Origin of the sequence: Nocardiopsis deserti, from assembly GCF_008638355.1 — a bacterium.
Lineage (GTDB): Bacteria > Actinomycetota > Actinomycetes > Streptosporangiales > Streptosporangiaceae > Nocardiopsis > Nocardiopsis alborubida.
The window spans coordinates 211,415-226,344 of record NZ_VWVS01000016.1 but is presented as its reverse complement, the minus strand read 5'-3'; the positions used below and the strand labels follow the sequence as shown (position 1 = coordinate 226,344).

At 72.2% G+C, this 14,930-nt stretch carries 14 protein-coding genes; 7 read left to right on the top strand and 7 right to left on the bottom strand.

Annotated features, from left to right (window positions below; all coding sequences use genetic code 11):
* Positions 1–164: 164 nt before the first annotated feature.
* Positions 165–755, bottom strand: coding sequence for a TetR/AcrR family transcriptional regulator (locus tag FYW99_RS22425; RefSeq protein ID WP_150254002.1), 591 nt, complete (start codon positions 753–755; stop codon positions 165–167).
* A 168-nt stretch (positions 756–923) separates the two neighbouring features.
* Here FYW99_RS22425 and FYW99_RS22420 point away from each other — a divergent pair, with 168 nt between their 5' ends.
* Positions 924–1,886 (top strand): alpha/beta hydrolase family protein, encoded by a 963-nt coding sequence (locus tag FYW99_RS22420; RefSeq protein WP_150254001.1) that lies wholly within the window; start codon positions 924–926, stop codon positions 1,884–1,886.
* Between the two features lie 51 nt (positions 1,887–1,937).
* Here the strand turns inward: FYW99_RS22420 and FYW99_RS22415 are convergent, their stop codons facing one another.
* Together FYW99_RS22415 and FYW99_RS22410 are read right to left on the bottom strand one after the other, a co-directional pair.
* Positions 1,938–2,879 (bottom strand): neutral zinc metallopeptidase, encoded by a 942-nt coding sequence (locus FYW99_RS22415; protein WP_150254000.1) that lies wholly within the window; start codon positions 2,877–2,879, stop codon positions 1,938–1,940.
* Positions 2,880–3,011: 132 nt separating this feature from the next.
* Positions 3,012–3,905, bottom strand: a complete 894-nt coding sequence (locus FYW99_RS22410) for a neutral zinc metallopeptidase (RefSeq protein WP_150254077.1) — start codon at positions 3,903–3,905, stop codon at positions 3,012–3,014.
* Positions 3,906–4,058: 153 nt separating this feature from the next.
* Between FYW99_RS22410 and FYW99_RS22405 the strand changes: the two genes are divergently transcribed.
* Both FYW99_RS22405 and dtd read left to right on the top strand, forming a co-directional pair.
* Positions 4,059–5,900 (top strand): DUF2207 domain-containing protein, encoded by a 1,842-nt coding sequence (locus tag FYW99_RS22405; RefSeq protein WP_150253999.1) that lies wholly within the window; start codon positions 4,059–4,061, stop codon positions 5,898–5,900.
* A 28-nt stretch (positions 5,901–5,928) separates the two neighbouring features.
* Positions 5,929–6,354: a D-aminoacyl-tRNA deacylase gene (gene dtd, locus FYW99_RS22400; protein WP_150253998.1), complete on the top strand. Its 426-nt coding sequence runs from the start codon at positions 5,929–5,931 to the stop codon at positions 6,352–6,354.
* Positions 6,355–6,460: 106 nt separating this feature from the next.
* Here the strand turns inward: dtd and FYW99_RS22395 are convergent, their stop codons facing one another.
* Together FYW99_RS22395 and FYW99_RS22390 are read right to left on the bottom strand one after the other, a co-directional pair.
* Entirely contained in the window at positions 6,461–7,156 is a 696-nt protein-coding gene (locus tag FYW99_RS22395; protein ID WP_013155318.1) for a response regulator transcription factor, read from the bottom strand.
* Positions 7,153–8,328, bottom strand: coding sequence for a sensor histidine kinase (locus FYW99_RS22390; RefSeq protein ID WP_150254076.1), 1,176 nt, complete (start codon positions 8,326–8,328; stop codon positions 7,153–7,155). The genes FYW99_RS22395 and FYW99_RS22390 overlap by 4 nt, the downstream gene beginning before the upstream one ends.
* Before the next feature lie 148 nt (positions 8,329–8,476).
* Here FYW99_RS22390 and phoU point away from each other — a divergent pair, with 148 nt between their 5' ends.
* The 3 genes from phoU to ispF all read left to right on the top strand — a co-directional run bounded on the left by phoU (position 8,477) and on the right by ispF (position 10,606).
* Entirely contained in the window at positions 8,477–9,139 is a 663-nt protein-coding gene (gene phoU, locus FYW99_RS22385; protein WP_150253997.1) for a phosphate signaling complex protein PhoU, read from the top strand.
* 480 nt (positions 9,140–9,619) lie between these two features.
* Complete coding sequence (locus FYW99_RS22380) at positions 9,620–10,102, top strand: CarD family transcriptional regulator (RefSeq protein WP_013155315.1); 483 nt, start codon at positions 9,620–9,622, stop codon at positions 10,100–10,102.
* Between the two features lie 33 nt (positions 10,103–10,135).
* Positions 10,136–10,606, top strand: coding sequence for a 2-C-methyl-D-erythritol 2,4-cyclodiphosphate synthase (ispF, locus tag FYW99_RS22375; RefSeq protein WP_150254074.1), 471 nt, complete (start codon positions 10,136–10,138; stop codon positions 10,604–10,606).
* A gap of 19 nt (positions 10,607–10,625) precedes the next feature.
* Here ispF and FYW99_RS22370 read toward each other — a convergent pair whose 3' ends face one another.
* Complete coding sequence (locus FYW99_RS22370; RefSeq protein ID WP_223839392.1) at positions 10,626–11,399, bottom strand: helix-turn-helix transcriptional regulator; 774 nt, start codon at positions 11,397–11,399, stop codon at positions 10,626–10,628.
* An 86-nt stretch (positions 11,400–11,485) separates the two neighbouring features.
* On the opposite strand from FYW99_RS22370, the gene FYW99_RS22365 reads away from it, so the two are divergent.
* Entirely contained in the window at positions 11,486–12,289 is an 804-nt protein-coding gene (locus FYW99_RS22365; protein WP_223839390.1) for an SDR family oxidoreductase, read from the top strand.
* 359 nt (positions 12,290–12,648) lie between these two features.
* On the opposite strand, the gene FYW99_RS22360 is transcribed toward FYW99_RS22365, so the two are convergent.
* Positions 12,649–14,886 (bottom strand): DUF2637 domain-containing protein, encoded by a 2,238-nt coding sequence (locus tag FYW99_RS22360; RefSeq protein WP_150253995.1) that lies wholly within the window; start codon positions 14,884–14,886, stop codon positions 12,649–12,651.
* Between the last annotated feature and the right edge of the window lie 44 nt (positions 14,887–14,930).

Below are 14,930 nucleotides of genomic sequence, written 5' to 3'. Positions count from 1 at the left end.
CCGTCCGGGCACGGGTGCCGCACGCGGAGAGCGGTGTACGGGGAGGCGCCGCACACGGGGGAGCGCCGCCCACGAGGACGCGGCGTGTACGGGAGTCCCGCCCACGGGCGCACCCGCGTGCGACCCGCACACGGGCGCACCCGCCCACGGGCTGTCCGCCGACCTCAGGAGGGCTGCGGCAGCCGTAGTCCCCTCAGGAGCAGCTCGACCAGTCGGCGGGGGTCGTAGCGGGGGTCGTTCCCGATGCAGAGGTTGCCGATGCCGCGCATCAGCTCGTAGGCCCGCGTGCCGGGCCTGATCTCGTCGGCCTCGACCGCGGCGTCGAGCAACCGCGTGCAGACGGGTACCAGGCGGTCGAGGAAGTAGGCGTGCAGAGCCTCGAAACCGCCGCTGTCCGACTGCATCGCACCGGCGAGCCCGTGCTTCGTGACCAGGAAGTCGACGAAGAGGTCGACCCACTCGCGGAGCGCGGTGAACGGGGACTCGGCCTCGGCCAGCAGCCTCGGACCCGCCTCGGCGCAGGCCTCGACCTGGTGGCGGTAGACGGCGACGACCAGGTCCGCCCGGGTCGGGAAGTGGCGGTAGATCGTCCCCATCCCGACGCCCGCCCGTGCCGCGATCTCCCGGATCGGCGCGTCGACGCCGGAGGTGACGAACACCGCGGCGGCGGCGGTGAGCAGCTTCTGCTGGTTGCGCAGCGCGTCGGCCCGCCTACCTCGGGCAGGCCCCTCCCCCGACTGGCCTGTGCTGGGCATACATGCTCTCCTTCCGGCGGACGTTGCAAATCGGAACACTGCTCCGTATATTAAGAGGAACAGTGCTCCGCTTGCAGTCTAGCTGCGGCGGGACACTTCTGTTCGCCCTGCCCGCCGCCGGTCCGACGCGACCGGCGGCGGGCAGGGCCATCGAAGGGAAAACGCACCATGAGCAGCGCATCGACGCGCACGGCCGACGCCGTCAGCCCTCCCGCTCCCGTCCTCTCGGTCAGCCCGGTGGTGCTGCCGACGCCCGACCGCGCCGTGGACCTGGAGGTGCGGGTCTCCGCGCCCGCGACCGGGGGCGAACTGCCGGTCGTCCTCCTCTCGCACGGGCACGGCTACTCCCACCACCTGTCCTCGCTGAACGGCTACGCGCCCCTCGCCAACTTCTGGGCGGCCCACGGGTTCGCCGTGATCCAGCCCACCCACCTGAGTTCGAGGACGCTGGACCTGGACCCCGACACCCCCGAGGCGCCGCTGTACTGGCGGTCGCGGGCCGAGGACATGAAGCGCGTCCTGGACCGGCTCGACGAGATCGAGGCCGCAGTCCCCGGGCTCTCCGGGCGCCTGGACCGGAGCAGGGTCGCCGTGGCCGGGCACTCGATGGGCGGGCACACCGCGAGCCTGCTGCTGGGCGCCCGGCTCACCGACCCGCACGACGGAACGGTGGTGGACCTGTCCGAACCCCGGATCACGGCGGGCGTGCTGCTCGCCGCGCCCGGCAGGGGCGGCGACTCCCTCACCGAGTCCGTGGCCCGGGACTGGCCCTTCTTCCTGACCACGGACTTCTCCACGATGACGACGCCCGCGCTCGTGGTCGCCGGGGACGAGGACGACTCCGCCCACCTGACCGTCCGCGGCCCGGAGTGGCACGTCGACCCCTACCTCCTCGCACCCGGCCCCAAGACCCTGTTCACCCTGTTCGGTGCGGAGCACGGGCTCGGCGGAGTCTCCGGGTACGACGTCGCCGAGACCACGGACGAGAGCCCCGAGCGGGTGTCCGCGGTCCAGCGGCTCACCTGGGCCTACCTCCGCAACGAGTTCCACCCCGGTGACCCCGCCTGGCAGGCGGCGTGCGACGCGCTGACGAGTGGCCCCGACGCGCTCGGACGGGTCGAGTCCCGATAGGGCGCCGCCTCCGCCGCGGAGGGTGCGGTACACCCTCCGCGGCGGAGTCACCTAGTGCACCAGCGACTCGTCCGCCACGTCCCAGGTGTTGCACGCCCCCGGCCTCTGCTCCTCCAGGCCGGACCGGGTCCACGCCACGCTGTTCTCCACCGACCCGTGCGTGCGCTCCTCCTCCTCGCCGTCCTCGCGGTCGGCGGTGGCGGCGGCGTCGTCCAGCAGCGTCTCCACGTCCCCCTCGTCCATGGGGTAGCTCACCCGGACCGACCCCATGAACACACCCGCCAGGCAGTTCGCCTGGAGCTCGCCGCGGCGCGTCCACGCGTTGCGCTCCAGCACGTCGTCCTCCAGCTGGCGCTGCCCGTGGTAGTACTCCAGCAGCCCCGACTCCCCCTGCACGTGGTGGCCGTACTCGTGGGCCAGCAGGGACGCGTACACCACGCTGTCCGTGGCACCGTTCCACTTGTCCACCACGTCCGCGGTGCCGATGTAGATGCTCGTGCTCGCCCGGCAGTAGAACGCGCCCGCCCGCGACGGGTAGGCGCGGCACGGGCTGATCCCGGGTTCGTCCCAGAACACCCGCTCCGGAGGGGTGAAGGGGATGCCCGCGCGCCGGAACTGGGTCCGCCACGCGTCGTCCAGGCAGTCCGCGACCGTGTGCAGGAAGTCCTCCATCGACTCCGGGTCCTCCACGTCCAGATCCGGCACCGGACACGGGCGCGGACTCAGCCGCCCGGTCTCGTACAGCGGGTTGGCGACCAGGGCCTGGTAGCCCGACGGGCGCTCCCGGGGGCCGAACCGCTCCGGCAGCCCCGTCTGTCCCTGCCCGCCCGCCATGCCGGAGGGGGCCTGGCCGGGCTTGGCGTCGGAGTCCGTGTCGGGGGCGGCCCCGTCCGACGCGGCCCCGGGCGGGGGGCCGTCCTCACCGGCGGTGGCCCACGACAGCAGCGCCAGCGCGAGCAGCACCACCATGAGGGCGGTCACCAGACCGAACATCCGGCGGTCGGCGCGGCGAGCCGCGGACGCCGGCGACCTACCGAACCCTGCGTACACCCCTGTCCGCCCGCCCTGTCGTCACCGTGGCCGGGCCGGACCCGCCCGACGCCTGACCGTGCCCCCGGAAGCGCGTCACCGCACCAGCTCCTCAGGAGCGTTCCACGTGTTGCACGCGGCCGGATCCCTGCGGTCCATGCCGTGCGCCGTCCACAGGCGGCCGTTGGCCGCCGAACCGTGGGTGTGCTCGTCGCCCCAGTCGGAGCGCAGCCCGACGTCGTCGAGGATATTCTCCCGCTCGGACCCGCCGAGGCCCAGGTCCTCGCGCGAGGCGCCCAGGAAGACCCCGCCCAGGCAGTTGGCCTGGAGCTCGTTGCGCCTGGTCAGCTCGTCGGCCTCCGCTTCGTCGGCGCCCGCCCGCTCGCTGTGGAACTGCGCCAGGATGCGCGACTGCCCCTGCACGTGGTGCCCGTACTCGTGGCTGAGCAGGAACGTGTACGCCTCGGGCTTGTCGCTGCCGCCGGAGGCCGCCACGATGTCCTCCACGCCCAGGTACAGGCCCTGGTTGGCCTGGCAGTAGAAGGCCGCCGTGCCCTCGCTGGGGAACGCGCCGCACGGGCTGTTCCCGGCGGTGTGCCAGTACACGCGGTTGGGGGAGGTGAACTCCATCCCCGCATCGGCGAAGTAGGACCCCCACGCCGTGTCCAGGCAGTCGGCGATCTCGTGGACGAACGCCTCCACCGACTCCGCGTCCTTCTCGTCCAGCTCGGGCAGCTCACAGGTGATCTCGCCCAGCTCGCCGATCCGGTACAGCGGGTTGTCGGCGAGCGTGTCGCCCTGCCCCGAGGCGGTCAGCGGCTCCTCGGCCGGTGGGACCTCGGCCGCCCCGCCCGTCGCGAGGTCCGCGGACGCCACCGGGTGCGACCACGCGGGCTCCGCGGGGTGCATGGCCGCCGAGATCGCCAGGAAACCGGTGAACCCCACCGCGGCGACCCCGGTGCCCAGCGTGAGCGAGACCCCGAGCCCCAACCGCTGGAGGAATCCGGGATCCTCGGGCCAGAAGTCATGTCCCCGGACGGGTCCGCGGCTCACCACGGCAGCTCCTCGCGGCACCGGGGCACGGCGTCGGCCGCCGTGCCCGGGGGGAACGGCGCACCGGGGGACCGGATAGGCTCTCGCGACATGTGGTGGGTTGGCTCCTGGCGCCCGGCCGTCGCGGTCGCGACGGCCGTCTTCGTGTTGTCCTCACTGGTCACGGCGCTTGTCGTCGCGTGGCCGGGTGGGGAGGCCCACGCCGCGACGGCAGCGGCACCGGTCCCCACAGTACCGGGGGGCTCCCTAGCGGCCGCCAGCGACCGGTCGGGCCCGGTGATCACCAACGACATCCGCCTCGAACTCGACCACGCGGGCGTCCTCCACGGCGAGGAGACCATCTCCTTCTCCGGCGGCGCCCCGGCCACCTTCACCCGCTCCCTGACCGAGACGATGATCTACGACACCGAGCACGACCGGAAGTTCGAGGTCACCGGTGTGCGGGCCACCGACCTGGACGGCGACACCCTGGACGCCCGGGTGAGCAGGGACGACGGGTCCCTGTCCGTGGAGATCCCCACCGAGGCCACCTCCGGGGTCGTGCTCTCCTACCGGGTGAACGGGACCGTGAGCGAGGTCTCCCGGGGCGTCCAGATGGAGTGGCGGGCCGTCGGCGCCTACAGCCACACCGTGGAGACCACCGACGTGACCGTCACCGCGCCCCTGCCGCCCGAGGCGCTGTCCTGCCTGGCCGGGGAGCCGCGCAGCGCCATGTACTGCACGGCCTCCGACATGGGTGCCGACGCGGGCGTGGCCCACTTCCTCCAGGCCGACATGGAGCCCAGCGACCGACTCGACATCGTCGTCAACTATCCGCCCGGCACCGCGGAGGGCGAGCCCATCCTCACCCGCCGCTGGTCGCTGGCCTCCGCGTTCGCGGTCACCCCGGCCACCGCCAGCGTGTTCGGGCTTTTGCTGGCTGTGCTGCTGGGCGGCCTGGTGGTGCTGATCCGCGTCCGGGGCCGCGACGAGCGGGCGCTGCGCGACGAGGCCTCGGCCGGGGACCACGCGCCGGTGGCCGAGGGTGAGCACGGGCGCCTGCGGTTCGCCCCGCCGGACGGCGTGCACCCCGGCCAGATCGGCACGCTCGTCAACGAGACCGTGGACATCACCGACCTCACCGGCGCCGTGGTCGACCTGGCGGTACGCGGCTACGTGCGCCTGGAGGAACTGCCGCACGAGCACTTCACGTCCGTCGACTGGCGGCTGGTGCGGCTGGACGGTCCGCCGGAGGACACCCTCCGCTCCTACGAGTGGCTGCTGCTGGAGGCGCTCTTCGGCGGGCGCCGGACCGTGCGCCTGTCCCAGGTGGGGTCGCCCCGCACCTCCGCCGACTTCCCGGCGCGCATCGACCGGGTGCGTGAGGAGCTGTACCGGGACATGGTGCGGCTGAAGTGGTTCGCCCGCTCGCCCAGCAAGGTGCGCACCCGATGGAGCGCCGTCGGCATGGCGGTGACGGCCGCGGGCGTGGTCCTGACCGGGGTCCTGGCGGTCTTCACCAGCGCGGCGTTCACCGGGCTGGCCGTCATCATCGCGGGCGCCGCCGTCACGGCGGGGGCGCAGTACATGCCCGCCAAGACCGCCCTGGGCAGCTCGGTGTACGCGCACACGGTGGGCTTCCGCGACTACCTGCTGAGCCCGCGCTCGGCGACCGCGCCCCCGGGGCAGCGGGTGGAGCTGTACTCGCGCTACCTGCCCTACGCCGTGATCTTCGACGACGTCGACCACTGGGCCAACATCCTGGCCGCGGCCGCGCTCACCGACCTGACCCCCGAGGAGCTGACCGGTGACGGCCTGGCCTGGTACACGGGGCCCAGGGAGTGGCGGATCGAGGACTTCGCGGACTCCATCACCACGTTCGTGGTGACGCTGACCGGCATCATCACCAACGCCCGGCGGCTGCGGGCGCTCAACCAGTTCCAGCGGCGGTAGGCCGCGGCGGACCACGAGGGGAGGCACCATGCGCGCGGTCGTGCAGCGCGTGTCGCACGCGTCGGTGACGGTGGACGGCGAGGTGGTCGGGCAGATCACCGAACCGGGCCTGATGGCGCTGGTGGGGGTGACCCACACCGACACCGCCGCGGAGGCGGCCAGGATCGCCAGGAAGCTGTGGACGCTGCGGATCCTGGAGGACGAGCAGTCCTGCTCCGACACCGGCGCGCCGCTGCTCGTCGTCAGCCAGTTCACGCTCTACGGCGACGCGCGCAAGGGCCGCCGCCCCACCTGGCAGGCCGCCGCGCCCGGCCCCGTCGCCGAGCCCCTCGTGGACGCGGTCGTCGAGGAGCTGCGCTCGCTCGGCGCCGTGGTGGCCACGGGGGTGTTCGGCGCGAGGATGTCGGTCTCCCTCACCAACGAGGGGCCGTTCACGGTCCTCCTGGAGGCCTGAGAGGCCGACCCCGAGGACGGCGCCGCCCCGGGCTGTGGACGCCGCCACGGCCCGGGGCACGGGAGACGACGCAGGAGGGGGAATCCCCGGAGAGATCCCGTGCCCCTCAGACGTCGACGGTCACCGGCTCGAACTTGTAGCCCAGACCGCGGACGGTCACGATGTAGCGCGGGCTGCCGGGGTCCTCCTCGATCTTGGCGCGCAGCCTCTTGACGTGCACGTCGAGGGTCTTGGTGTCGCCGACGTAGTCGGCGCCCCACACGCGGTCGATGAGCTGCATCCTGGTGAGCACCCGCCCGGCGTTGCGCAGGAGCACCTCCAGCAGTTCGAACTCCTTGAGGGGGAGCTGCACGTTGTCGCCGCGCACCGTCACCACGTGCCGCTCCACGTCCATCCGGACGGGACCGGCCTCCAGGGCGGCGGGCAGCACGACCTCGTCCTCGCCGCGGCGGCGCAGCACCGCGCGGATACGGGCCACGAGCTCGCGTGAGGAGAAGGGCTTGGTCACGTAGTCGTCGGCGCCCAGTTCCAGACCGACGACCTTGTCGATCTCGGAGTCCTTGGCGGTGAGCATGATCACGGGGACGTTGGACTTCTGCCGCAGGGTCCGGCACACCTCGGTGCCCGAGAGTCCCGGCAGCATCAGGTCCAGCAGCACCAGGTCGGCCCCGGTACGGTCGAAGGTCTCCAACGCCACGGTCCCGGTGGGCGCCACGGCGACCTCGAAGCCCTCCTTGCGCAGCATGTACGACAGGGCGTCGCTGTAGGATTCCTCGTCCTCGACAACGAGTACGCGCGTCACTGTGCCGCCTCCTGACGGTCGGTGTTCCGGGCGGCCTCGGGCCCCCGGCTCTCGGATCTGGGCAGACGCAGAGTGAACGTCGACCCCGACCCCTCCTTGCTCCACACGGTCACTTCTCCACGGTGGTGGGTCATGATGTGCTTGACGATCGCCAGGCCCAGACCGGTACCTCCGGTGGCCCGGCTCCGAGCGGCGTCCACACGGTAGAACCGCTCGAAGATCCTTTCCAGGTCCTGCTGGGGAATCCCGATGCCCTGGTCGGCGACGCTGATGTCCACGCTCGACCTGGACAGCACCACGGACACGGCGACCCGGGTGTTCTTGGGGCTGTAGGCCACGGCGTTGGCGACCAGGTTGCGCAGGGCCGTGCCCAGCAGCCCCCCGTCGCCCATGACCGTGACGCCCTCGGCGCCGCTGCCGACCAGCTCGATCCCCTTGGCGTCCGCGGGCATGCGCACCGAGTCCAGCGCCTCCTCCACGACGGGGCCGAGGTCGACCCGGGCGGGTTCGGCCATCGGCTCGGCGCCCTGGATGCGCGAGAGCGTGATGAGGTCCTGGATCACCGCGGTCAGCCGGGAGGCCTCGATCTGCATGCGCTCGGTGAAGCGACGCACCGCTTCCGGGTCGTCACTGGCGTCCTGTACGGTTTCCGCCAACAGGGACAAAGCGCCCACCGGAGTCTTCAGCTCGTGCGAGATGTTCGCGACGAAGTCGCGGCGGACCGCCTCCAGGCGTCGGTGCTCGGTCTGGTCCTCGGCCAGCACCAGCACCAACCCGGTCCCTCCGAGGGGGGCCACCCGCACGGCGAAGGACGTGGCGTCGGGGCCGAACTTGCGCACGGCGACCTCGATGTCCGTCTCCCGGATGACGCCGTCCCGCCGCACCTGCCGGGCCAGGGTGAGGAGCTCGCCTATGACCAGTTCCTCGCCCCGGACGATGCCGAAGGCGCGTGCGGCGGATGAGGCGCGCAGGACCCTGTCGGCCGAGTCCAGTACGACGGCGGAGGAGGGGATCGCGGAGAGCACCTCGGCTATGCCTGACGGCAGCACGCCGCCTTCGCGGTTCTGCGGCTCCGGAGCCTGCCGCTGCCGTGCGGCGGTACCCGCACGGAAGAAGGGACCGGCCAGGACGCCGATGACGACGCCTGTGACGAGTCCGATGATGCCGGTCACCGCGGCGAGAAGTTCCCCTTGCACGGTTCGATCGTAAACGTGCGGGCTGGGGCTTTACCCGGTCAGGGCATGCGACACAACCGAGGTTCTTGCATCGTTCACCAATTCTTGGCCGACTCTTCAAACAACCACTGGGAGCATTGACGCCATGCGCGATACCTACCACGAGGACCTTGACAGCCTGAGCGAACGCCTCGTCGAGATGACGCGGCTCGCCCGGCACGCCGTCGCTCGTGCGACCACGGCGCTGCTGGACAGTGACCTCAACGCGGCCCAGGAGGTCATCTCCGGTGACGAGCAGATCAACCGGCTCGACCAGGACATCGAGGACACCGCGTTCAGCCTGATGGCCCGGCAGCAGCCGGTCGCCTCCGACCTGCGGACCATCATCACCTCGCTGTACATGCGCGGCGACCTGGAGCGGATGGGCGACCACGCCGTCCACCTGGCCAAGATCGCGCGGCGGCGCCACCCGGACTCGGCGATCCCCAAGCCGGTGCGGTCGATCGTGCTGGAGATGGGCCACCAGGCGGAGCTGCTGGTCACCAAGGCGGGCGAGGTCATCATGGACCGCGACCCGGACACCGCCCTGGAGCTGGACAAGGACGACGACACGATGGACCGGCTGCGGCGCAAGCTGTTGCAGCGCATCCTCGCCCCGGGGTGGGAGTACGGGGTGGAGGCCACCATGGACGTCACCCTGGTCGGCCGGTTCTACGAACGCTTCGGTGACCACGCGGTGCACGTCGCCGACAACCTCGTCTACATGGTGACGGGGGAGAAGCGCGAGGACTACGACCCCGAGAGCTGAGCCCGACGAGGCCCCCTCGCCGAACGCGTCGCGGGCGCCCCTCCGGATGCGCCCCTCCTGCGGTGCCGCGCGCTCCGCGCGGCGCCGCGGGGACGAGGGCAGGGGGCGTGGAGGCTGACCGGTCCGAACGGGCCGTGCGGCGGCCGGAGGGACCGTGCGGCGGCCGTTCCCGCGGGGTGCCGGGCGTCCCTTTCAGGCGACGTGCGCCAGTCGACACGGCACCGTGAGATCCGTCGCTCCGGCCCCTCTCGGAAGGCTTCGCGGACGTGTCCGTAACGCTGTGCCCAAGTCCTGGTGAAGGTACGGGCACGGCGTCCGCAAGCCCTTCCGTACGGGGTCTGACCAGGTACGCAGCAGGCCTCGGGTACACTTTGTCAAGCCCTGAAAAGTGGGGCTTGACCTGCGTGTTCGCAAACCTAATAGGTACGTTAAGTCACAGATTCGTGGTATCCTTGTGGTAGCGGAAGGGGTACCTGTCACATGGCTTTCAAGGTCGGCGACACTGTTGTCTACCCCCATCATGGGGCTGCTCGTATTGAAGCGATCGAGACGCGCAACATTAAGGGCGAGGACAGAATCTACCTCGTTCTGAGGGTCGACAAGGGCGATCTGACGGTGCGCGTGCCCGCCGCGAATGCCGAGGACGTCGGCGTTCGCGACGTGGTGGGGCAGGAGGGCCTGGACAAGGTCTTCGAGGTGCTTCGCGCGCCGCACACCGAGGAGCCCACCAACTGGTCCAGGCGCTACAAGGCCAACCTGGAGAAGCTGGCCTCGGGTGACGTGAACAAGGTTGCCGAGGTGGTTCGGGACCTCTGGCGCCGGGACAAGGAGCGCGGCCTGTCCGCCGGCGAGAAGCGGATGCTCGCCAAGGCGCGGCAGATCCTCGTCAGCGAACTCGCCCTCGCCGAAAAGACCAACGAGGACAAGGCCGAGGCCCTCCTCGACGAGGTTCTCACGACCTGACCTGGTTCTGAAATCACGTAATTGATGACGAATATGCCTCGGGTGGGCGTCGGAACGGACGTCCACCCGTTTTCTCCTGGGCGCACCCTTTTCCTGGCCGGTTTGGAATGGCCCGGAGAAGAGGGCGTCAGCGGCCATTCCGACGGCGATGTCGCCGCCCACGCGGCGTGCGACGCGCTGTTGTCCGCCTGCGGGCTGGGCGATCTGGGATCCAACTTCGGCACCTCGGAGCCGCGCTGGAAAGGCGCCTCCGGGGCCGCCCTGCTCACCGAGACCGCGGCGCGCGTGCGCGCGGCCGGTTTCGAGATCGGCAACGTGGCCGTCCAGATCATCAGCAACCGCCCCAAGTTCGCGCCGCGCCGCGCGGAGGCCGAGAAGGCGCTCTCGGAGGCCGTGGGGGCGCCCGTGAGCATCTCGGCGACCACGACCGACGGTCTGGGCCTCACCGGCCGCGGAGAGGGCATCGCGGCCGTGGCCACGGCCCTGTGCGCGGCGGTGGACTGAGGGCCGGACCCGGGCCCCGTCACGACGCGTGTCCGCGCTCCTGGTAGACGAGCAGCTGGTAGCCGGGGGCGCTGGCGACGTTGAAGGCGTGGAAGTCCACCGTCAGCAGGCCCCGCTCCGGGTGGCGGAGCAGTTTGGTCTCGTGGGTCTTCGGCTGTACGTCGTGTCTGGCCCAGAGGTCGGGGAACGCGGGACTGCCGTGTCGGAGCGTCTCCAGGAGCTCGGCGAGCCTCGCCGGTGTGCGGCTGAAGTCGGCGCTGGCGCGCAGGTTCGCCACGGTGGCCTCCGCCGACGCCTCCCACTCGACGAAGAAGCGGGGCCCCTGGGGGTCGAGCATGACCATCTCCAGCAGGTTCGCGGTGTCGGCGAACCCGCGGAACAGGTCCCGCGCCCCGGCGTTCATGGCGATGACGTCGAGCACCGGGTCGAGCACGATGGCCCCGGCCTCGTGCCAGGAGTCGAGAAGGGTGAGCAGTTCGGTCGGGACGGGGCGCACCGTCGCCTCCTCGCCCAGCCGCCGCGCCACACCGGCGAGTGCGTACAGGTGCCTCTCCTCGGCCTGGCTCAGCCGCAGGGTCGCCGACAGCGCCGCCAGCACCGGTTCCGAGGGGTGGGGTTCCCTCCCCTGTTCGAGGCGACGGTAGTAGTCGATGCTGAGGCCGGCGTCCTGGGCGACCTCCTCACGCCGCAGCCCCGGGACCCGGCGGTGGCCGCCCGAGGGGAGACCGAGGGAGGCCGGCGTGACCTTCGCGCGGCGGGTGCGCAGGAACTCGCCCAAATCCGTCTTCGCCATGAGTGGAGTCTAGAAGCCGGGTGCCGGGCGAGGGGGGCCGTGTCACAGCCTCCCTCATCCGGCGCTCCGGCCTGAGCATGGTGGCCATGAACACCACACCGAACACTCTGCCCACAGCACAGGTCGTCTCCGGCACACCGCTCACCGGCCGGGTCGCCGTCGTCACGGGTGCCTCCAGCGGCATCGGTGAGGCGACCGCGCTCCGGTTCGCCGAGTTGGGAGCGAAGGTCGCTCTGATCGCCCGGCGCGGCGACCGGCTCGAAGAGCTCCGGGACCGTGTTCGCGCGAACGGCGGCACCGCCCTGGCACTGCCGACCGACGTCACGGACCGCGCGGCCGTTCTCGCCGCCGCCCGGCGGGTCGAGGACGAGCTCGGGCCCGTCGACCTGGTCTTCGCCAACGCGGGAGTCCAGCTCATCGCGGAGATCACCGACCTGGCGGTGGACGACTGGGACACCCAGCTCAACACCAACGTCGTCGGCGTCATGAACACCATCCAGGCCTTCGTCGGCTCGTTGGAGGCCGCCGCGGCGGCTGGACGGCCCGCCGACCTGATCACGACCTCCTCGATCGCCGCGGTGCGGGTCCTGGAGAAGTTCCAGGTCTACTCGGCGACCAAGGCCTACGTCACCCAGCTGTCGCGGTTGCTGCGCACGGAGCTCGGCCGCAAGCGGGTCCGGGTGTGCACCATCGAGCCCGGCATGGTCGACACCGAACTGCCCGACCACGTCACCGACCCGGACGCCTCGAAGCTCATGGCCGACCTCATCGAGCAGATCGACGTGCTGCGGTCCGAGGACGTCGCCGAGGCGGTCTCCTTCGTCGCGGCCGTGCCCGGGCACGTCAACCTGACCGAGATCACGATCCTGCCGACCGAGCAGATCATCTGACGGCGGACGCCCGCGGTGGAGGGGGCGCCGTGGTTCGCCGCCGTCAGGCGCCGTCCGCTGACGTCCGCCGACATCCGCCGCCGTCAGGCGCGCTCCGGTGGAGCACGCAGAGCCCGGGGTCTGCGGCCCGAGGACAGCGAGTCCGGGGCCCGGGGCCCCGGGGCAGCACGGTGTCGGCGGCGTCCGAGGGCCCCCTTGTCTTCAGGCTAGGCTGCGGCGACCAGGACACACCAGAACGACTTCGGGGCTGTGCACGACTCGTGCACAGCCCCGTCGTGTACCCACCCAGCCTGTCTGCTGGGTGTGTCTGCCCGGTCCTCCTACTCGCCGTGCCTACTCACAGTGTCTGTTCGCCGTACCTACTCATCCGGGCGGAGCGGCTCACTGCGCACGCGCCGGGAGGGCGGACCCGACACGAAGTCCGGCATCGGCGGCCGCGGCGGCTTGAGCACCATGGGGCGCTTCTCCACCGGGGTGAGGGGCCCGTGTCGCTCCGGCGCGGGACGCCCGGTATCGGGCGCGGACGCGGGTTCGGCCGGGATCGCCGGGGAAGAGGGGGGCTGCCCGTCCCCGCCCCCCTCCCGGACGGTCGGGGGCAGGGCCTCCGCATCGGGCGGGAGGTCGGCGTCGGGCACGGAGGGCCCGGGCTCCCCGAGCGGTTCCGGTTCCTGGAGCGGGTCCTCCCCCTGGAACCGGTCCCCGTCGGACTCGCGGTGGGCCCGGGCCTCCTCCAGCCTCGGCGCGGGCTCCACGGGTTCGTCCGAGGGGCGCGCCGCCTCCGGAGGCACGTCGCTGATCCGGAACGCCGCCCGCACCGTGGGACCGGTGTCGTGGTCCAGCACGGGCGTCGGTTCCGGCTCCTCCGCGAAGGGGGAGGTGTCGTCCTCCGGCGGCGTCCACACCGGCGGTACGTAGTCCGCGAGGGCGTGGGCGCCCGAGTCGTCCTCGGGCGGCTCCCAGTGCGCGGTGTCCGGGTCGTCCGCCCGGTCGGGCGCGGCGGCGGCCGGTACCCCGGGCTCCGCGCCGTACCCGTGCCCGGACGCGCGGCTTTCGGAGACCGCTGTGGAGGGCTGTGCCTCCCGGGGCTCCTCGGCCGTCGGGGCGCCGACGGGGACGTACGCCGCCACGGGTCCGGGTTCTGTGACCGGTCCGGGCTCGGGCTCAGGGTCCGGCTCGGACGGCGTACTCCGAAGCGCCGACATGGGCGTGGGCTCCGGGACGGACCCGGTCACCGCGTCCTCTGACTGCGCCACGGGCTCCGGCTCGGGTGCCACGGCGGGAGCGGGCTCCCGCCGGAACTCCGCGGGCTCCTCCAGCGGTTCGGGCTCCGGTTCGAAGGCCGTGACGGTCCCGGTCTCCGGACCCGGATCGGGCGCCGCGTGGGGCTCGGGCTCCGCATGGGGCCCGACGGCCACCGGCGGGGCGTCGGCCTCGTCCGACACCGGGTCGCCGAAGGGCGGCTCGTGCTCGAAACCCTCGTCGGCCAGGTGGTCGGGGACCACCGCGACCGGCTCCGGCTCCGCTTCCGGCTCCGGCTCGACGTCGGAGGGTGACGCCGCGCCGGGCACCACCGGGGCCTCCTCGGCGGCCCGCTTGATCGGGTTGTGCCCGTCCCGCGAGCGCCGGGGCAGGCGCAGCGTCGGAACGGAAGCCTCGACCCCGTCCCCGCCGTCCTCCGTGTCGGATTCCGGAGCGTCGGTGTCCGCGACGGGCAGCGGCTCGGCGGCGAACTCCCCGTCGTCCCAGCCGTCCTCGTCCCGGCCCGGCTCGTCCCGGTCCCAGACGGCGTCGGGTTCCGGGTCCCTCCCACGCGCCCGCCGCTCCCCGAACGCCTCCGGCTCCCCGAACGCCTCCGACCTTCCGGAGGTCCGCGGGTCCCCGGCGGGCCTCGGGTCCTCGTCACCCCCGTCCTCGTCCCGGCCAGGGCGGGCGACAGGCGCGAACGCCTCGGTCTCCTCCTCGTCCCGGTCGTCGGAGCCCAGGCGCAGCAGCCGCGCCTTGAGCGCGCCGCCCTCCGAGGCGGACAGGGGAGCGGCCTCCCCGCGCGGGGGGACCGCGGTGCGGGCGTGCAGCACCGTCGTGGGGTCGTCCGCCGGACGCGGCCTCGCCACCCGGGCACGGCGGCGCCTGCGCATGTGCGCGCGCAGGGTCATCCACAGCAGGAAGGCGACCAGCAGCGCCGCGAGCGGCGCCACCGCCACGATCACGTTGGCGACCCCCCGGTGCACCCGCTCGACGAGTTCCAGGCTGCTCATCAGCATCGCCGCCGCGGCGAACAGGACCAGCACCGGGATCAGCACCAGGTCGACCCAGAGCCGCTCGCGCGGGGGCGCTCCGCGCAGCAGGTAGCTCACCCAGCACGCCATCATCAGCAGCAGGGTGTAGGTCACCGGGAACACGTGGGCGAGGAGGCTGCCCTCGTGGCCGCCGTACTCGGCGAACTGGAAGATGCCGTTGTAGGAGATGACGAGGGCGCACAGGGCGATGAGGCCGACGAACAGGCCGCCACCGACGAGAGCACCGGCTCCCGCGCCGCGACCTGCCGCGGGCCTACCGTTCCGTGTCCCTGACTCGGGGGCGTTGTTGTAAGGGGCCATCGCCTTCGCAGCGTAGTCGAGGCGGTGCCGCGAACACGAGATTC

What these genes read in the sequence shown, in the direction of transcription:
- FYW99_RS22425 (WP_150254002.1), bottom strand. Translation starts at nt 755, where the DNA reads ATGCCCAGCACAGGCCAGTCGGGGGAGGGGCCTGCCCGAGGTAGGCGG.
- FYW99_RS22420 (WP_150254001.1), top strand. Translation starts at nt 924, where the DNA reads ATGAGCAGCGCATCGACGCGCACGGCCGACGCCGTCAGCCCTCCCGCT.
- FYW99_RS22415 (WP_150254000.1), bottom strand. Translation starts at nt 2,879, where the DNA reads ATGTTCGGTCTGGTGACCGCCCTCATGGTGGTGCTGCTCGCGCTGGCG.
- FYW99_RS22405 (WP_150253999.1), top strand. Translation starts at nt 4,059, where the DNA reads ATGTGGTGGGTTGGCTCCTGGCGCCCGGCCGTCGCGGTCGCGACGGCC.
- dtd (WP_150253998.1), top strand. Translation starts at nt 5,929, where the DNA reads ATGCGCGCGGTCGTGCAGCGCGTGTCGCACGCGTCGGTGACGGTGGAC.
- phoU (WP_150253997.1), top strand. Translation starts at nt 8,477, where the DNA reads ATGCGCGATACCTACCACGAGGACCTTGACAGCCTGAGCGAACGCCTC.
- FYW99_RS22380 (WP_013155315.1), top strand. Translation starts at nt 9,620, where the DNA reads ATGGCTTTCAAGGTCGGCGACACTGTTGTCTACCCCCATCATGGGGCT.
- ispF (WP_150254074.1), top strand. Translation starts at nt 10,136, where the DNA reads ATGCCTCGGGTGGGCGTCGGAACGGACGTCCACCCGTTTTCTCCTGGG.
- FYW99_RS22370 (WP_223839392.1), bottom strand. Translation starts at nt 11,399, where the DNA reads ATGGCGAAGACGGATTTGGGCGAGTTCCTGCGCACCCGCCGCGCGAAG.
- FYW99_RS22365 (WP_223839390.1), top strand. Translation starts at nt 11,486, where the DNA reads ATGAACACCACACCGAACACTCTGCCCACAGCACAGGTCGTCTCCGGC.
- FYW99_RS22360 (WP_150253995.1), bottom strand. Translation starts at nt 14,886, where the DNA reads ATGGCCCCTTACAACAACGCCCCCGAGTCAGGGACACGGAACGGTAGG.